Origin of the sequence: Undibacterium parvum, from assembly GCF_003955735.1 — a bacterium.
GTDB classification, from domain to species: Bacteria; Pseudomonadota; Gammaproteobacteria; order Burkholderiales; family Burkholderiaceae_D; genus Undibacterium; species Undibacterium parvum.
The window spans coordinates 3,867,608-3,884,055 of sequence record NZ_CP034464.1 but is presented as its reverse complement, the minus strand read 5'-3'; the positions used below and the strand labels follow the sequence as shown (position 1 = coordinate 3,884,055).

Below are 16,448 nucleotides of genomic sequence, written 5' to 3'. Positions count from 1 at the left end.
TTGCTTAAATTCGCGCTTTATCCAAATTGCAGAAGTTTTTACTCAAGATGCCAGCACGCTTTTGGCCTGCGCTATCGACAGTGCCGCCGCTAAAGGCACATGATTCTTGACTGCCGTCAATTGCGCCAAAATAGAAATAGCGATTTCTGCCGGAGTCTTGCTGCCTATGTACATACCGACCGGGCCATGTAGCCTGGCCAATTGATCTTCAGTCAGATCAAACTCTTTGAGTCGCTCACGCCGTTTTGCGTTATTTAACCTGGAACCTATCGCACCGACGTAAAATGCTGGCGACTTCAAAGCTTCCATCAAGGCCAGATCGTCGAGCTTAGGGTCGTGCGTGAGCGCCAGCACTGCGCTGCGGCTATCCAGGCGCATCTCTAGCACCAGATCGTCCGGCATGGCATGCAGCACTTGCACGCCCTCCACTTGCCAGCCATCACGATATTCTTCACGCGGATCGCAAACCGTCACCAGATAATCCATGGCCAGCGCAATACTGGCCAAAAAGCGCGACAATTGCCCGGCACCGATGATCAAGAGTCGCCAACGCGGACCATGGATGCTAGTGAGCGCCTGCTCAGACAAATTCAAATTATCTTCCGGCGCGGCTGGCAGTAAACTGACCAGACCGGAGTCTAAAGCGAGTCGGCGCGCCACTAATTCATGCTTACTCAGGCGTTGCAATAACTCTGGAATCCGGCTTTTTTCAGACAGCGGCTCTATCGCCAATTGTATGGTGCCGCCGCAAGGCAGACCGAAACGATGCGCTTCATCGGCCGTGATGCCATAGGTAAGCAGCTCAGGCCGCCCGAGATTGATACCTTCACGCTTGACTCTATCAATCAGATCATCCTCGATGCAACCACCGGAAACCGAGCCGACCACGCGTCCGTCCTCACAAATAGCCAGCGTTGCCCCTACTGGTCTGGGACTAGAGCCCCAGGTCTTGATCACCGTCACCAGCGCCACCTGCTGTCCGCCAGTAAGCCAGAGATCACAGGTTTTCAAGACTTCCAGATCGATACTATCCATTGCTCTACCTCAAAGCCAAAACGCTATGCGCAGTATCCATGCGCCTTGCAGACCTAAAATGGGCTGGAAGGCGCATGGATACTGGGCAATCGAAAACGGGAACTTCTAAAAACCCGTTAATCGGGATGCAGCGCAAGGCGCAAACCGGAGCAATACGTCGGTATTGCGAGGATTTGTAACGCCGCGATGCGCACGATTATGGGTTTTTAGAAGTTCCCAAATAAGTTACTTACTTGTACGCAGCTCAGCAGCTGCGCTCTTGATGGCAGCACGGATGCGCGGATAGGTGCCGCAGCGGCAGATATTGCCGCTCATGGCATTGTCGATATCGCTATCGCTAGGATTTTTATTCTCCGCCAAAAGCGCGGCAGCACTCATCAGCTGGCCCGATTGGCAGTAGCCACATTGCGGTACATCGTGGGCGATCCAGGCCTTTTGCAAGACATGCGAATTATCGCTCGATAATGATTCTATGCTCGCCACCTCTTTACCGGCCACGCTAGCGAGCGGCGTTTGGCAAGAGCGCACTGGCGCGCCGTCCAGATGCACGGTACAGGCACCACACAGCGCCGCACCGCAGCCAAATTTAGTGCCGGTCAATCCCAATTCATCGCGGATCACCCACAACAGCGGGGTATCGTCGGCAGAATTACAGGTTACAGGCTTACCATTCATCTTGAAACTGATCGTCATTTTTGTCTCCATCTGGTTTCAGTTTGAAACCCTCTTTATCAGCGTGCACATCAGGCTGAGGTTTTGCTTAGACTGGCATTGTGCATTATCGCCACCTCAGCGCGATGCTTATTTTTTATATGCAGCAAAAAACAACTGCTGAGCATCTACTCTAAAAGCATTGATGGCGGCCTGACCTGGTGCGGAAGTGAGCCAGTTTATCAGGCTATTGGCGCCCTCAATATTGATATCCTTGTACTTTGCAGGATTCACCGCGATGATGCCATACGGATTAAACATCTTAGCGTCCCCCTCAACCAGTACAGCCAGCCCAGTCTTAGCACGATAAGCACCGTAAGTAGCTCTATCGGTCAGGGTATAGGCCTGCATTTGCGCGGCCATGGTCAAGACCTCGCCCATGCCCAGGCCCGCCGACACGTAAGCGCCCGCCTGCGGTTTAGCGCCAACCTCTTTCCAGTAAGCTTGTTCCATTTGATCGGTGCCAGAATTATCTCCGCGCGACACAAACTTAACTTTCGCTGCGACGATTTTGCGCATCGCTGCAATCACATCACGACTGCCTTTGATGCCAGCGGCATCCTCAACTGGCCCGACAATGATGAAATCGTTGTACATGACATCGCGTCGATTGACGCCATGGCCTTCAGCCATAAATTTATCTTCGGCAGCGCGGGCATGCACCAGCGTTACATCGACGTCGCCATTCTTGGCCAGCTCCAGTGCCTTGCCAGTACCAACAGAAATCACATGAACCTTGATATGCGTCTGCGCCTCAAACTGCGGCAACAAGACTTTGAGCAAACCAGAATTTTCGGTGCTGGTCGTAGTCGACAAGCGCAGTACCGATTCGGCATGGGCAGTGAGACTGGCACCGTGACAGAATAAAACCAGGCTCAATAGCAGCGCCCGTTTCCGGTTCAGATAAGACATAGACTCTCCAATAGTTAGTCTGCAATTTTCGCATGCTTTTTCACTGAAACGCACAAAATATCCGGATTGCTTGTTTAGAGTGGACCAGACAGGCAGTTCGTTCATTTCCTAGACGAAAGATCCCTACAAAATTTTTAGACTCTTGATTTACAATGCCAGACCACTTAAGACTTATGCAAAATTATCCCAGCTAGGCGTACCCCCGAAGACAGTACTTTTGTACGATGGACGACTAGGGGCGAATACAACAAAGTTGGGGCGGTTTTGCGTAAGTCCTACAAATCAATAAAAATAACCCGGAGACCCGTGTGCTAACCCTCAAACAAAAAATTTCCGCCATCCCCGAAGGTGCTGGCGCTCTATTTTTTATACAAATTTTTGCCACCCTCGGGTTTGCCGTTCTGTACTCGACGCTGGTTCTGTACGCCACAAAGAAGCTCAATTTCAGTGCCAAGGATGCGACCGCCATCATGGGCGTGTTTGGTGCCTTTAACTATGGCCTACATTTATTCGGCGGCTATTTGGGCGGGCGCTTCATGAGTAACCGCAACCTGTTTGTTGGCGGCATGGTGGCGCAAGTCATAGGCTGTGCCTGCATTGCCGGTGGCTCGGTGTCGCAATTATATTGGGGACTGGCGTTTTTCCTGACCGGCAGCGGTCTCAATGTCACCTGCCTTAACCTGATGCTGACGCAAAGATTTAAGCCCGAAGATACGCGCCGCGAAAGTGCCTTCCTGTGGAATTACGCGGGTATGAATCTGGGTTTTTTTGTTGGCTTTACGGTAGCCGGTTACTTCCAATTGCAGGAAGACTACCCTAGCCTGTTCATCTTCGCCACCGTAGGAAATTTTCTCGCGATCGTGTTGGCCGGGTTTAACTGGAAAGTATTGGGCGATTTGAATACCCGTTTATTAGACGCCACCCCTCAGCAATTTAAGTGGCGCTTCCTGGTTGGCCTGGCGATCCTGGTCGGCTTGGTGCCCTTAGTACATGTGATGCTGCAACACGCAGAATTGAGCGGCAATCTGGTGATCAGCATAGGCATACTGATAGCGATCATCTTGACCGTGCTGACGCTCAAACATAAGGACCTCAGAGAACGCAATAATATGTGGGCCTATCTGATGCTGACCCTGGGCTCCTTAGTGTTTTGGACTTCTTACACCATGGCACCAGTCGGTCTGCAATTATTTGCGGTGAATAATGTCAATCGCATGGTGTGGGGTATAGAGATCGCACCGCAGTGGATACAAAACATCAATAGCTTCGCGATTATGGTCGGCGGCCCACTGGTAGCGATCTGGTTTGACAAGTTGCGCGCCAAAGGCTGGAACATTGATATTCCAAGACAGTTCGCCGCCTCCCTACTCTTGATCGGTGCTGGCTTTTTAGTGCTGCCGCTGGGCATTTCGCTGGCCGGTGCCGATGGCTTGAGTGCGTTTAAATGGATAGCCATCAGCTACCTGCTACAGAGTCTGGGAGAACTACTGATTTCACCAGTCGGCTACGCCATGATAGGTAAGCTGGCCCCACGTCAATACCAGGGTCTGATGATGGGGACGTTTATGCTGTGCACAGGTGTAGCATCGGTATTATCGAGCTACTTCTCGGGCTTTATTCCAGAAGCAACTGAAGGCCTGGCACATTCCACCAACCCGACCTATTACAGTATTTTTTCAAACTTGGGTTGGGGTAGCGTCGCCGTTGGTGTTTTGATGGTGATCCTGGTGCCGACCTTGCGCAGGCTGATTAAAGACAATCCGACTAGCGCAGCGCCCTCGCAGTCCTGAGCACCGCGCAGTCTATAACTACAACGGGGTGAAGCGTTGCAGCATCACTCCGTTGACTTCCACCATCTCAAAAAACACCTCTTTAGGCCGGGTCCAAACACTACCATTGTGTGAGCGATACACGATCACCGGCGTCAGATCGGACTCTTGGGTGGCTTCGCACACCAGCTCATAAATGCCGCCTTTATAATGGCGATACAGCTGCGGCTGACTGACTGTCTTTTTCGAGGCTCTAGCGGCTGCAGCTGGTTTGACGATGACAGTTGGAGGTGCGTTCAGTTTATCCAGATAGGCAGGCACCTTGGCAGCTGTCAGCTTATTGATTTGCTGTAGCAGTGACGGTGCCACACTACGCATGCCATAACGTTCGCTCAGATCTGCACCCACCTGCAACAGCAAAGCCGATGCCACTTCGGCATCCGCCTCGGCTCTGTGCGCATTGCCTTTAAAACGTATGCCCAGACTTGCGGCCAGAGCTCCTAGCGAATACGAGCTTAAACCTGGATACACACGGCGCGCCAGCTTCACCGAACAAATCAGACCATCGTGTTGCGAACGCAAGCCCAGTCGTGCACTCTCGGCTTGTAAAAATTTCTCATCAAAACTGGCGTTGTGAGCAGCCAAGGTATCTTTACCTATGAACTCAAGTAATTCAGGGATCACTTCGGTAGATGAAGGTGCGCGGTTCACCATGGACTGGGTAATGCCGGTCAATTGTGTGATGAAGGAAGAAATCCGCACATTGCAGTTAATCAGCGAGACATATCTATCCACCACGGCACCGCCCACAATTCGCAACGCTGCCACTTCGGTCACGCGATCGCCTTGATCCGGACTCATGCCCGAGGTCTCAAAGTCGATCATTACTATCGGTTTTTCAAACATTGTTTACCATCCTGCGGGAACTAAAATTAAAATAGGCACTCAATCTAGAATAATAAAAAACTCTGGTGCACATTTGCAGCATTGTAAACGCTGCTCGAATTAATTTACCCAAGAAAATACCTAGCCCTCGCTTATTTTCTTGAAATCTCATTGCAAGCCCCTCCTTCTGCTCTCTTGCCTCGTCCGGAACTACGTGCATAGAGGTGAGTGCAAAATGCTTAAATTTGCTTACTACTCATAAGGCGGCGAGCAAACAATATAGGTAAAAAATGTTTATCTCTCTCAGACAAAGTATCTCGTCCCGCTTTTCTTTGCCGAAACGCGATCTCTTGCGCGACCTCGTCTATCGGCGTCTCTGGACCTCGATCCTGATCAGCTCCTTCGGTGCGCAAATCACCATGCTGGCCCTGCCTTTGACGGCGGCCGTACTGCTAAAGGCCAGCCCAACCCAGATGGGTATCCTGATTTTTATGGAAACCCTGCCCTTTGTTTTACTTTCGCTGCCGTCCGGCGTCTGGTTAGACCGCGTCAAAAAGCTCCCTGTGTATATTGTCGGCGAGAGCATGATCGCTGTCGGTGTTGCAAGCGTGCCTTTGGCATGGTGGCTGGGTTACCTGGATATGCGCTGGCTGTATGTGGTCGGTTTTCTGATTGGTGCAGTCAATACCACCGCTGGTACCGCCGCGCAGATTGTACTGACGCAAATCGTACCGCGCGAAAGACTGGTAGAAGCCTATGCAAAAAATGCGCTAGCCACTTCCGGTGCCGAAGTAGCGGGGCCAGCTAGCGCTGGTGCTTTGATTAAATTGCTCGGTGCGCCCTTAGCTTTACTGGCCGATGCGCTGTTATTGCTAAGCTCGGCACTGATACTGCGTGGCATCAAAATTCTAGAGATACGCCCGGTACGCGAAGATGCCCACTTCTGGACCGATCTAAAAGCCGGTGTGCGCTTTGTCGCCCACAAACCACTACTAATTACTTTGGCCCTGATGGTCGGCACCTGGCAACTCTGCTACAACGCCGCGCTGGTGGTGCAAATTTTATTCGCCACCCGCATCCTGGGCTTATCTGAGCAGGCGGTAGGTCTCAGTTATATGGGCATGGGGGTGGGCACCATCATTGCCAGTGTCTACGGCAATCGCATCAGTCGCAGCCTGGGTCCTGGGCCCTGTATGGTACTGGGCGTCGCGGTCTGCAGCCTGGGTTGGTGTCTATTGGCGATCGCGCCGGCGAACGCCTGGGGCATCGCCGCATTTGCCGTAATGCTGGCGTGTTTTTCAGTCGGTGGTGTGCTAATTTTCATTAATTTTCTGGCGCTACGCCAGGCGGTCACGCCAGAACCCATGCTGGGTCGCATGACTAGTACCATGCGCTGGCTGATCCTGCTGCCGGCTGGCCCCGGAGCCCTGATCGGTGGCTGGCTGGGCGAACATCTAGGCTTACGCTATGCCCTGGGGTTCGCCGGCATCTTGGCACTATTGCTGACTGTACTGGCATGGAGAAATCCCCTGATTCGCAGTATTAAGGTCTTACCTAGTTTGAGCACGCAAGATAATAAGTAAAAAATGGGTAAAGACGCAGCAAAGCGAATACAACAGAGTCAGCACATTAGCTAATTTGCTAGTCACGGAGATTGCATAGGCAGAGTAAAAAGCGGGATAATGCCCAGACTCAGTATTTTGCTCTGAGTTTTTTAGGACTGACGCAAAATTGCTCCGGCTAGGCGTACCGCCGAAGACAGTACTTTAGTACGGCAAGGCGGATACAACGACGCAGGGGCGGTTTTTCGTAAGTCCTATTTTTGATGCGCCTTGGCGGAGACACTAAGGCACGATCAACGCAGCAGGCTGGCGTACACGATGCATCAGCCTAGATTTGACACCACAATAAGGTAGAAAAATGCCAAAAGAAATCGCCGCTCCCGAATTTAAACCGTATATCCCGGCCTCGGCCGTGCTTCCCGAATTCACCCTGCGCGCGCTCGTGATGGGCGTGGTACTGGGGATGATTTTTGGAGCATCCTCGCTGTATCTGGTACTCAAAGTCGGCCTCACGGTCAGCGCCTCCATTCCGGTCGCGGTGATCGCCATCACGTTTTTTCGACTGATCAATAAGCTAGGCGGAAAAGATTCAACCATCTTAGAAAACAGCATTACCCAGACTGCAGGATCAGCCGGCGAGTCGATCGCCTTTGGTCTGGGTGTCACCATGCCCGCGATTTTGATTTTAGGTTTCGATCTGGAAATCTCACGGGTCGCCTTGGTTGCGGTACTCGGCGGTTTATTGGGTATTTTATTAATGATCCCTATGCGCCGCGCCATGATCGTTGAAAACCACGGTGTACTGAAATACCCGGAAGGCACTGCCTGCGCCGAAGTCCTGAAAGCCGCAGCGACCGATTCATCGCGTGCTGCCGCCGGTGAAAGCAGCAATCCGCACGCACAAGATGAGGCGGGCAAACGCGCCGCCATCATCTTCGGCGGTTTCGCGGTCGGTATTTTGTACAAGGTCATCAACGTCGCTTTTAAAGGCTGGAAAGATACGCCTGAAGTCGCCTTTGGCGCGCCGCTCAAGGGTGGCTCGATGGGGATAGAAGTCTCGCCTGAACTACTCGGCGTCGGCTACATCATCGGCCCTAAGATTGCTTCTGTGATGGCCGCTGGCGGTGTCATGTCGTATCTGCTGTTAATCCCTATGATCAAATTTTTTGGCGACTCGCTCAGTGTGCCTTTGAGCCCGGGCGTCAAACTGATTAGCGAAATGAGTCCGCATGATGTGCGCAGCGCTTACGTGCTTTACATCGGTGCCGGTGCGGTTGCGGCAGGTGGCTTAATCAGTCTGGTACGCGCCATGCCTACTATCTGGCGCAGTTTATCGGCAGGACTATCTGGCTTGAAAAAAACCGATCAAAGCGGTGCACCACGTGCCGCCGAAGTACGTCTTCGTACCGACCAAGACATCCCTATGAAATGGGTATTGATAGGCGCACTGTCTATCATCGCGGTGATTACCTTCGCCACCCCGCTGCACATGAATTTACTGGGCGCTTTATTGATCCTGGTATTTGGCTTCCTGTTCGCCACCGTGTCGTCGCGCCTGACGGGTGAAATCGGCTCTTCGTCCAATCCTATCTCGGGCATGACGGTTGCCACCCTGTTGTTCACCTGTCTGATTTTCCTGATCATGGGCTGGACTGGTGGCCAATATTACGTCACCGCGCTGTCAGTAGGCGCCATCGTCTGTATCGCATCGAGTAACGCTGGCACTACCTCGCAAGATTTAAAAACCGGCTACATACTCGGCGCTACACCGCGCTTGCAGCAGTACGCGATTTTGGCTGGCGCGCTGTCTTCCGCACTGATCTTGGGCCCTATCCTGCTCAAACTCAATGATGCCGGCACGGTCTACGTCCCTGCTGCACAAGTGGCACCAAGCTTGATGACCGACGCGTCCAAACTGAGCGACACGGCCCAACTGCAAGGTCCGCAAGCCGAGCAAGACCAAGGCACGTATAAGGTCTGGCATAAGAGCGATACTGTCGGTGGCCCTGCCGGTAAATACCTGGTCGATAATGCAGGCAAAGCAGTGTATCTGGTCGACCCGGGCATCAACGGCGCATATAACAAACGTCCGGACGGCACCGAAGTGAAAAAGTACGATGCGCCTAAGGCGGTGCTGATGTCTTACATCATCAAAGGGATACTGGATAGACAGTTGCCGTGGACCCTGGTGCTGTTTGGCGTCATGATTGCACTGGTACTAGAGATGGCAGGTATTCCATCGCTGGCCTTCGCGGTCGGTGTGTATCTGCCGCTGTCGTCTTCCGCACCCTTGTTTGTCGGCGGCATAATACGTTATCTGGTTGACCGCAGAAATAACAAGCTGGAGCAAAACAAAAATCTCAGTGAGGAAGAACAACAAGCCGCTGGCGACAGTGGCTCTGGCACTTTGCTGGCATCGGGCTATATCGCAGGTGGCGCGCTAGGCGGCATTGTGATCGCGTTTACCGCCGGCATCCTGACCGATTTCGACAAGAAACTGGGCGACTGGGCAACTGCGAATAATCCTTTCTTTGAAGGTATCAACGCCAACGGTCTGTCTATGCTGCCGTATGCCCTGATCGTGCTTGGTTTGTTTTGGGTCGCGCGCGAGAAAAATAAACCAGCTGCGTAAGCTGACTAGCAAGTCATCCGCCGCCAAGGCTAGCTAAACAAAGAGGGGCTTAAACGCAGTACGGTTTAAGCCCCTGTTTTATTCAAAACAAAAAACCTAGGCGCAATAAACATGCGCCTCGCAGCCCGATTATCTGCCAGCAGCCGCATAGATAGTGCGCCATCGATTTGTGAATGCGCTTAAAATGCAGCAAACTCCACTGAAAGTCATTCCATGTCCGATCCCAAACTGCTAGACAGCAAAAACCAAGTCGTCGCCTTAGGCGATATCGTGCGCGTCGTCACCCTCAGCAAAAAATTCATCAAGAGCTTTCCCGAAGAAGAAAGAATTTTGATCGAATCGATGATAGGCAATTTTTTCAAAGTCATGGCGATAGACGAAGAAGGCCAACCATGCGTGATGCGCGAATGGCACGACGAGCACGGTCTATTGCAAACCCATGTGATTGCTCTTGATCCTGAAGAGATGGAAAAGATTTAAGATTTTGCAGTCAGTCGGGATACGTCTGGCACAGCGCCAGCTAGCTCCCGCGCCAGCGGTGTTGTGCAGAAAAACGTTTTTACCGACAGCAAGACCAAGTCGTCGAAGTCGTGCTATCGTTTTAAACTCTCGCCATCAGGCTGAGATAGTGCTACGCAGCTAGTCGAAAAAAATGAAAAAAGGAACTCCATGAGAAATACTCTGAGAAATTTCTTCAAGCAGTTTTCATCCTCGACTGCGCCTGAGCCCAAAGCCAGCACGCCACTAGCCGCAGCGCCGCCATCTGTATCCACAATACAACCAGCCCTTAATCCCGAAATTAATGCGCCGATAGTCCCGACGGCTATCCCAACGGCTATACCAACAACGGCACCGATGCTTGGCGATGCCAAGCAAGAGCTAACTGTTGCCGGCAGCCCCGAGCCATCCGTTTTTAGCCCGTGGAAGCCGCAATTACCGATAGACAGCCTATTTTTCGACTGGATCATGGCCTACCCAGGCGAAGGCTGCAATCTAGAGATAGAGCAAAAAGTACTGCAAGCGCTATTTGGCTTATTAAGCTCAGACCTGAACGACGCCATCGTAGTGCCACGTGTACCGACCATCATTCCGCAACTGCTGGCTAGCTTGCGCAGTCGCAGCATCTCGAATGGTGAGATTTCACGGCAGATTGTCAAAGACGTGGTGTTGGTGGGTGAAGTCATCAATGCGGTCAACAGCGCGCTTTACAATCCGGCCGACCGCATCAACAACCTTGAAAATGCGGTCATGATGTTAGGCGAAGATGGCCTGCGCCTGCTGATCGCAAAAGTCGCGTTCCGCCCCATCATCAATCTCAATTCTGGTCTGTACACCCGACGTGCTGCCCCGCATATCTGGGCGCAATCCGAAAAATGCGCGATCGCCTGCCGTGAGCTGGCGATTGTGCTTGATCCATTTGAGGCCTTTCTCACAGGCATGATCAAAAATGTAGGACTGATCATTGCCTTTCGCCTGCTCGACCAAGTGTGTGAGCAGCCAAAATTTTCTTATTCGCGCGCTTTCCAGCAAACATTTAGCTCAGTCGCCGCCACGCTCTCTTACCGGATCGCGCAACGCTGGGGCTTCCCGGCTGAAGTCTTAGTCGCCTTGCAGCAGCAAACGCCAGGCAGCAAGCCTATCGTCTGGAGCGAACTAGGCTGCCTGCTACACGACGCCGACTTGCTGGCTAAAATGCGCATTTTAGCCAATCAAAGACAAATCAAAATCATCGATGACACTGTCAAATCTGGGCTAAGCACGGCACAACTGGCCTGCTTCGAAAATTTGAATCAAGTGACACAATACTGAAAAAATCCGCACCTAGGCTAGAGCCATAATCAAATCACATTTTTTGATTCACACTTAAGATTGCCCTTTGAGGCAAGTGCAAAAGCAAACCAATCAAATACTCAAAAATACTAAGCTCGACCATAAAATTTAGCTAAAAAAAATCGCCTCATGTTGACACTTCATTGCACTAAAACTTTAATCACTTCAATAGGCCTGAAATCTCTGCTGCCACCTCCAGAGCTGATCGACGAGAGTTTACTAGGTGGCTGGTACGCCAATCTATTCTCAACCGGGCGCGATGACGCCCTCATCTTTGTCAATGAGAAGACTCATTTCAATTTCATAGTCACCAAAATTCGACGAGCACATATCGACGCGATTGGTCAAATTCTGATTAACGGTATTAAATATGCCTTAGAGCAGGAAAAATTCTCTCAGCCTGAAATCGCAAGCGCATTAACTGGCTACGATGCCATTTTACTGGCGAAGACAGTCAACAAAGGTACATTGGCGAGCATGAGCAGTTTAAGCAATCTATACCAGCGACGAATCGAGCATACTGGAGGAATAGGAAGTGCCGACATTAAAGAAATTGTCATTGACGTCAATAGCAGACCAGATAGCTCCTTAAATGGGGATAGTCCGATCGAGCGCTTAAGGGAATTAGTGAACGAGAAAAAACCAGATCTTTCCTAGCCAAGCTGAAGTCAAAACCAGCATAGACGCTTAGCAGAAGAAGCAGCTTTTCAAAGCAGCTAAGCGCTCGCAATGAGTCGAAAAAATTCCAACTAAAATAATATAAATACCCTCCATCTTTCCTTGCATTCATCTACCAGGGTAGCGCTGCTGCTCGACTGGGTCTATGGGAGCAAGACATGCGCATATCCGGACAGTAAAGCGACGCCACACACCATCGATCCACCGAAAACAAGAATAAGGGCAATCGGTATTCGTCTTGAGACGGCGGCAAATGAGACCTGCCAAAAAAAACTGCATACAGCAAGCCGAATAAAACGGTCATGATTAAACAGATAAACAAACCATGCAAAGCCTACATGGCTGAGCATTCCTTACCCTACAAAAACCGTTAATAAAATCCATAGTCCGTCAATATCACCGACAAAATTTGCGATGCGAGCAATCATAAAGTTCCAATGCTAACGCAATAAAGTTGGAGTCCACCAAGTAAATAGCATTCGAGTACTTCGGGTCCGCTTCGATCAAGCGTAGAGCTATACATTTCTCACTCGCTTGCTCAATTTTTCTTTTCTAAAACGAGTCTGTTCCGAGTTTAGCCATATAAGAAAAGCGAACATAGAAAAAGAAAAAATAAGGCTAAGAAACACGCCACTGCGAACTTCTCGCTCCGGCGTATTGATACCGAGATCACTAGCAAGATAGGTTATAAAAACTTGCTCACCAAGCTGAAACGTTTCACAAGTTTGATTTCCAACTCCTGGCGTCCCTTTCCCTAGGTATTCCTTATTCTCAACTTGAAATTTATAGGAAATTATTTGACTATTCCGGCCTTCACATTTCTTAGCCAGCAGAATGCCAGTCGTATGAATGCCTTTTTTCTCAAGTTGATAGTTCTTATAAATCGACGGCAAAAAAAGTAAATATATACCACCGACCAATACAGCAGCACTTAAATATCGCACCCACTTGAGCATCGGAATAAATATATAAAAAAGCAATAGCGTAGCAATTAAAAGACTGAAAATCATTTTTGATTGAGAAATTAAGAGCATGTGCTGAATAACATTAATCAACAATGCGGAAAAGAAGTAAATAAGATTTACGACCTGCTTGCAACGGATAAAGTTTGTTGGATTAATCCGCCAGTTTGGCGCACAAAGGTGATTGTAAGCGAAGAATCGACAACTTAAATGCTGTTTAATAGCAAATAAAGAATAACCAACCTAATCCGCCGAGAATGACGACATTCTAGTATTACGGAACACGCGGCTGATTCGCCTTGTCATGATCATTAATTAATAGCTGCAGCATATTAAGTTGTACGAAATTTTAGTACCTGCACCTGCCGCGCGCATATTCCATGCGGCTCTCCGGCCGATATACCAGAAGAAGCGCATGGACTATGCGCAGTGGCAGGCTTGCATTTTAGACTTGCTATTTGGCAAGCCCGTGCCTGTCTGCGATTTCGTCAGCGAACTTAACTACCCGGGCTTGGCTGGGCTCAGTTGGACTTAGTTGCGCTTAGTTAGGCCGCTACCCCACTCTTCACAAAGATCATCTTCTTGAGTTCTGGCACGCAAGAGCCGCAGTTGGTGCCGCATTTTAGGCGGGTTTGCAGGCCAGCCAGGATATCGGCAGGTGTGCCGTCGAGCGTATCGAGTGCAGCATTGATCTCGCTGTCAGCCACGTTCAGACAAGCGCAAACTACTTTACCGCGCGCTTTAAAACCTTGTGGAGCGCTAGTGCTAGGCATGAGTAATAAGCGACCTAGTTTGGCCACTGCCTGCTGATCTAGCAGATAGGGCCGCAACCAGCTTTCGGCCGCAATATCACCGGCTAAAGCGACGGCAGCCAGAGTGCCGTCTTTGACCATAATGTGCCTGGAATTGCCGCGTTTATTATCATCGTAGCGCAAGACACTCGCCCCGGCTATGCCGAACATTGCCTCGATTTTTTGCAATAACTCAGGTGTTGCCGGGTAGTCATCGGCGGCACGGAATAAGACCCCGACTTGATCGCGTCCAAACGGCACGCAACTGGCATAGGCAAATTCACGCATCAAGGGACGCAAGGCAAGTTGTAGACTAAATGCCTGCGCCGCATCGACCCAGGCAAAAGCGGCAAAACGCCATGGCAATTCAGCCTTGAGTATTTTTACCGCCGCGTGTTTGAGCTCGGGTTGTTTCGAACTCGGATCTAAGGCCGACGAGGTCAGGGCATTTACCCCAGTGCTGGCAGTACCGGCATGGCCGCGCCCCGAGACGTATTCTTCGCCCCAATGCATGGCGATAAAGCTTTGCCCGGGACGCAGCTCATCGCTCTCACTGACAGCAAAAATTTGCGAGCCGCGCTTATTCGTCACATGCACCAAGTCGCCATTTTTCAGGAAACGCCGCTGCATATCTTGCGCCGCCATATTGATACTCGGTTCAGCTACATGCGAAAACAATTGCGCCACGCTGCCAGTGCGACTCATACCATGCCATTGATCGCGCAGGCGGCCGGTATTCAGAGAAAAAGGATGGCGCGGATCAACCGTTTCAGCTACCGGCAGATACGGGGTATTGACAAATTTGGCGCGGCCATTAGCGGTGGCGAACACGCCATCCTGATACAGGCGTTGCTTGCCGCTGCTTGCGCCAGTCGGATACGGCCATTGCTGCGGCCCCTGCTGTTCTAATAATTGATACGACAGACCGGTGATATCCAGATCGCGCCCACGCGTGCTTTCTCTGTGCTCATTCCAGACTTGTTCGGGGCTTTCGTAAGGGAATATGGTCGATGGCTTATCTAAATATTTTTCTAGCTTGCGGGCAAAGGCAGTGGCGATCTGCCAATCGGCGCGCGCCTCACCCGGTGCCGCGATGGCAGCGTTGACGCGCGAGATACGCCGCTCCGAATTAGTCACAGTGCCGGATTTTTCGGCCCAGGTGCTGGCCGGTAACAAGATGTCGGCATAGGGCACGGTGGCGGTGCTGCTATAGGCTTCCTGCACGATCACCAGCTCGGCCTTATTCAAGGCTTCGCGTATCAGATTTTGCTCGGGCATGGATTGCGCCGGGTTGGTGCAGACTATCCAGAGTAGTTTAATCTGCCCTTGTCTGACCGCTTCAAATAACTCGACCGCGGTCTTACCGGGGAGCGCTGGCACAGCGTCCACACCCCACAGCGCGGCCACTTCAGCGCGATGTTCTGGATTTGCCAAATCCCTATGGCCAGACATCAGATTGGCCATGCCGCCGACTTCGCGCCCGCCCATGGCGTTCGGTTGGCCAGTCAATGAGAACGGCCCGGCGCCAGGTTTGGCTATCTGATGGGTGGCCAGATGCAGATTAATTAAAGCGGCGTTTTTTGCGGTGCCGGACGAGGATTGATTCAGACCCTGACAATACAAAGACAGCGTCGCCTTCGATTGCCCGAACCAGCGCGCCGCCAGTAGCAAGTCAGCTTCCTGGATGCCACAGGTTTGCGCCACGAAAGCCGGTGTATAGCTGCGCACGGTTTGTTTGAGCTCGGCAAAACCTTCGGTGTGCGCGGCGATATAGGCGGTGTCGACCAAGTCTTCCCACAAACACAGGTGCAGCATGCCGTTAAACAAAGCGACATCGGTGCCAGGCAAGATCGCCAAAAATAAATCGGCTTCACGCGCAGTATCGGTGCGGCGTGGGTCGACTACGATGACTTTTAATTCGGGATTATTTTTTCTGGCATCCTCGATGCGCCGGTACAAAATAGGATGGGCATACGCCGTGTTGGAGCCGACGATAAAAATCACCTGCGCCAGATCTATATCTTCGTAACAGGCAGGCGGCGCATCGGCACCCAAAGTTTGCTTGTAACCGGCCACCGCGCTCGACATGCACAGACGCGAATTGCTATCGATGTTATTCGTGCCGATGAGACCCTTGGCGAGTTTATTGAAGACATAATAATCCTCAGTCAGCAATTGGCCCGAGACGTAGAAGCCGACGCTATCGGGGCCGTGCTCGCGGATGGTATCGGCAAAACGGCGTGCCATGCTATCGAGGCAGCTGTCCCAGTCACTACGTTGGCGCGCTTGCCCACGGCTGCTGCGCATTTCGGGATACAGCGCCCGCACTTGCTGCTGTAGCAGCGGCTGCGCGGATAAATGCAGGGTGCTGCCCTTACTGCAGAGTCGACCAAAATTGGCCGGATGATCCGGATCGCCACGCACGCCCAACACTTGCTGGCCATCGCTTTGTATCAATACCCCACAGCCTACGCCGCAGTAACAACAGGTGGCTTTCGTTTCAGTCATTTTCTAGCCTTTTATCTATACTCCCCACGAGTATTTTTTATTCGCCCAATATCTATATGCGCGATTGGCTCAATTTTTTTAAATTTAGGGGGAGTATCTTGTTATTTACTGTGCTTACTCTATTTTAGGACTTACGCAAAATTGTTCCAGCTAGGCGTGCCGCCGAAGACTTA

General features: G+C 51.3%; 12 protein-coding genes. 6 read left to right on the top strand and 6 right to left on the bottom strand.

Annotation, left to right across the window (positions count from 1 at the left end; genetic code table 11):
- Nucleotides 1–42: 42 nt before the first annotated feature.
- From EJN92_RS16970 to EJN92_RS16960, 3 genes are all read right to left on the bottom strand, one after another.
- Complete coding sequence (locus EJN92_RS16970) at nucleotides 43–1,035, bottom strand: XdhC family protein (protein ID WP_126128901.1); 993 nt, start codon at nucleotides 1,033–1,035, stop codon at nucleotides 43–45.
- A 225-nt stretch (nucleotides 1,036–1,260) separates the two neighbouring features.
- Nucleotides 1,261–1,728 carry a (2Fe-2S)-binding protein gene (locus EJN92_RS16965; RefSeq protein WP_126128900.1) on the bottom strand — a complete coding sequence of 156 codons (468 nt, stop codon included), beginning with the start codon at nucleotides 1,726–1,728 and terminating at the stop codon, nucleotides 1,261–1,263.
- Nucleotides 1,729–1,836: 108 nt separating this feature from the next.
- Nucleotides 1,837–2,658: an ABC transporter substrate-binding protein gene (locus EJN92_RS16960; protein ID WP_126128899.1), complete on the bottom strand. Its 822-nt coding sequence runs from the start codon at nucleotides 2,656–2,658 to the stop codon at nucleotides 1,837–1,839.
- 308 nt (nucleotides 2,659–2,966) lie between these two features.
- Here EJN92_RS16960 and EJN92_RS16955 point away from each other — a divergent pair, with 308 nt between their 5' ends.
- Nucleotides 2,967–4,448 carry a peptide MFS transporter gene (locus tag EJN92_RS16955; protein ID WP_126128898.1) on the top strand — a complete coding sequence of 494 codons (1,482 nt, stop codon included), beginning with the start codon at nucleotides 2,967–2,969 and terminating at the stop codon, nucleotides 4,446–4,448.
- An 18-nt stretch (nucleotides 4,449–4,466) separates the two neighbouring features.
- Here EJN92_RS16955 and EJN92_RS16950 read toward each other — a convergent pair whose 3' ends face one another.
- On the bottom strand, nucleotides 4,467–5,333 hold the full coding sequence (locus EJN92_RS16950) for a DUF1653 domain-containing protein (protein WP_157984383.1): 867 nt from the start codon (nucleotides 5,331–5,333) through the stop codon (nucleotides 4,467–4,469).
- Between the two features lie 269 nt (nucleotides 5,334–5,602).
- Here EJN92_RS16950 and EJN92_RS16945 point away from each other — a divergent pair, with 269 nt between their 5' ends.
- From EJN92_RS16945 to EJN92_RS16925, 5 genes are all read left to right on the top strand, one after another.
- Nucleotides 5,603–6,895 (top strand): MFS transporter, encoded by a 1,293-nt coding sequence (locus tag EJN92_RS16945; protein ID WP_126128897.1) that lies wholly within the window; start codon nucleotides 5,603–5,605, stop codon nucleotides 6,893–6,895.
- Between the two features lie 337 nt (nucleotides 6,896–7,232).
- Nucleotides 7,233–9,506, top strand: coding sequence for an OPT family oligopeptide transporter (locus EJN92_RS16940; RefSeq protein ID WP_126128896.1), 2,274 nt, complete (start codon nucleotides 7,233–7,235; stop codon nucleotides 9,504–9,506).
- Nucleotides 9,507–9,719: 213 nt separating this feature from the next.
- Complete coding sequence (locus EJN92_RS16935; protein WP_126128895.1) at nucleotides 9,720–9,986, top strand: hypothetical protein; 267 nt, start codon at nucleotides 9,720–9,722, stop codon at nucleotides 9,984–9,986.
- A gap of 189 nt (nucleotides 9,987–10,175) precedes the next feature.
- A complete protein-coding gene (locus EJN92_RS16930) occupies nucleotides 10,176–11,315 on the top strand; it encodes an HDOD domain-containing protein (protein WP_126128894.1) in 1,140 nt (379 codons plus the stop codon).
- Nucleotides 11,316–11,465: 150 nt separating this feature from the next.
- Nucleotides 11,466–11,993, top strand: a complete 528-nt coding sequence (locus EJN92_RS16925; protein ID WP_126128893.1) for a DUF6933 domain-containing protein — start codon at nucleotides 11,466–11,468, stop codon at nucleotides 11,991–11,993.
- 536 nt (nucleotides 11,994–12,529) lie between these two features.
- Here EJN92_RS16925 and EJN92_RS16920 read toward each other — a convergent pair.
- Both EJN92_RS16920 and EJN92_RS16915 read right to left on the bottom strand, forming a co-directional pair.
- The gene (locus EJN92_RS16920) at nucleotides 12,530–13,024 is read right to left on the bottom strand and encodes a hypothetical protein (protein WP_227869589.1); all 495 of its coding nucleotides are present in this window, start codon (nucleotides 13,022–13,024) and stop codon (nucleotides 12,530–12,532) included.
- A 497-nt stretch (nucleotides 13,025–13,521) separates the two neighbouring features.
- Complete coding sequence (locus tag EJN92_RS16915; protein ID WP_126128891.1) at nucleotides 13,522–16,275, bottom strand: nitrate reductase; 2,754 nt, start codon at nucleotides 16,273–16,275, stop codon at nucleotides 13,522–13,524.
- Nucleotides 16,276–16,448: the final 173 nt, after the last annotated feature.